This is a genomic window from Streptomyces sp. NRRL B-24484 (assembly GCF_000717715.1).
Classification (GTDB): Bacteria; Actinomycetota; Actinomycetes; order Streptomycetales; family Streptomycetaceae; genus Kitasatospora.
Window position 1 is genome coordinate 1 of sequence record NZ_JOAI01000116.1, and the last position, 1,514, is coordinate 1,514.

The window sequence follows — 1,514 nt, forward strand, 5'->3', positions numbered from 1 at the left end:
CTCCGGGAGCAGGTCCGGCGTGGTCCGAGCGAGAAGGCCACCGAGGCCCAGCACGCGAAGGGCAAGCTGACCGCCCGCGAGCGGATCGACCTGCTGCTGGACGAGGGCTCCTTCCACGAGGTGGAGCCGCTGCGCCGGCACCGCGCGCAGGGCTTCGGCCTGGAGGCCAAGAAGCCGCACACCGACGGCGTGGTGGTCGGCTGGGGCACCGTGCACGGCCGGACGGTCTTCGTCTACGCGCACGACTTCCGGATCTTCGGCGGCGCGCTGGGCGAGGCCCACGCCCAGAAGATCCACAAGATCATGGACATGGCCATCGCGGCCGGTGCGCCGCTCGTCTCGCTGAACGACGGCGCCGGCGCCCGCATCCAGGAGGGCGTCACCGCCCTCGCCGGCTACGGCGGCATCTTCCAGCGCAACACCAAGGCCTCGGGCGTGATCCCGCAGATCTCGGTCATGCTCGGCCCCTGCGCCGGCGGCGCCGCCTACTCCCCCGCACTCACGGACTTCGTGTTCATGGTCCGGGAGACCTCGCAGATGTTCATCACCGGCCCGGACGTCGTCCAGGCCGTCACCGGCGAGAAGATCACCCAGAACGGCCTCGGCGGCGCCGACGTCCACTCCTCGGTCTCCGGCGTCTCGCACTTCGTCTACGACGACGAGCAGTCCTGCATCGAGGAGGTCCGCTACCTCCTGTCGCTGCTGCCGCAGAACAACCGCGAGATGCCCCCCGCGAGCGCCACCGACGACCCGGTGGAACGCCGCAACGAGAGCCTGCTCGACCTGGTCCCCGCCGACGGCAACCGCCCCTACGACATGCGCAAGGTCATCGAGGAGGTCGTCGACCACGGCGAGTACCTGGAGGTCCACGAGCGCTGGGCGACCAACGTCATCGTGGCCCTGGCCCGGATCGACGGCCACGTCGTCGGCCTGATCGCCAACCAGCCGCAGTCGCTGGCCGGCGTCCTCGACATCAACGCCAGCGAGAAGGCCGCACGCTTCGTCCAGATGTGCGACGCCTTCAACATCCCGATCGTCACCCTGCTCGACGTCCCCGGCTTCCTGCCCGGCGTCGACCAGGAGCACGGCGGCATCATCCGGCACGGCGCCAAGCTGCTCTACGCGTACTGCAACGCCACCGTGCCGCGGATCTCGCTGATCCTGCGCAAGGCCTACGGCGGCGCCTACATCGTCATGGACTCCCGCTCCATCGGCGCGGACCTGTCCTTCGCCTGGCCCACCAACGAGATCGCCGTGATGGGCGCCGAGGGCGCCGCCAACGTCATCTTCCGCCGCGACATCGCCGCGGCCGAGGACCCCGAGGCGATGCGCGCACAGAAGATCAAGGAATACAAGAGCGAACTGATGCACCCGTACTACGCGGCCGAACGCGGCCTCGTGGACGACGTCATCGACCCCGCCGAAACCCGCCAGGTGCTCGCCGCCTCGCTCGCCATGCTCCGCACCAAGCACGCCGACCTGCCCAGCCGCAAGCACGGCAACCCACCGATGTA

1 protein-coding gene is annotated in these 1,514 nt (G+C 69.7%); it reads left to right on the top strand.

Annotated features, from left to right (window positions below):
• The coding region (locus IE98_RS0141455) for an acyl-CoA carboxylase subunit beta (RefSeq protein WP_063749098.1) at positions 1 to 1,514 on the top strand (1,514 nt) is incomplete at both ends.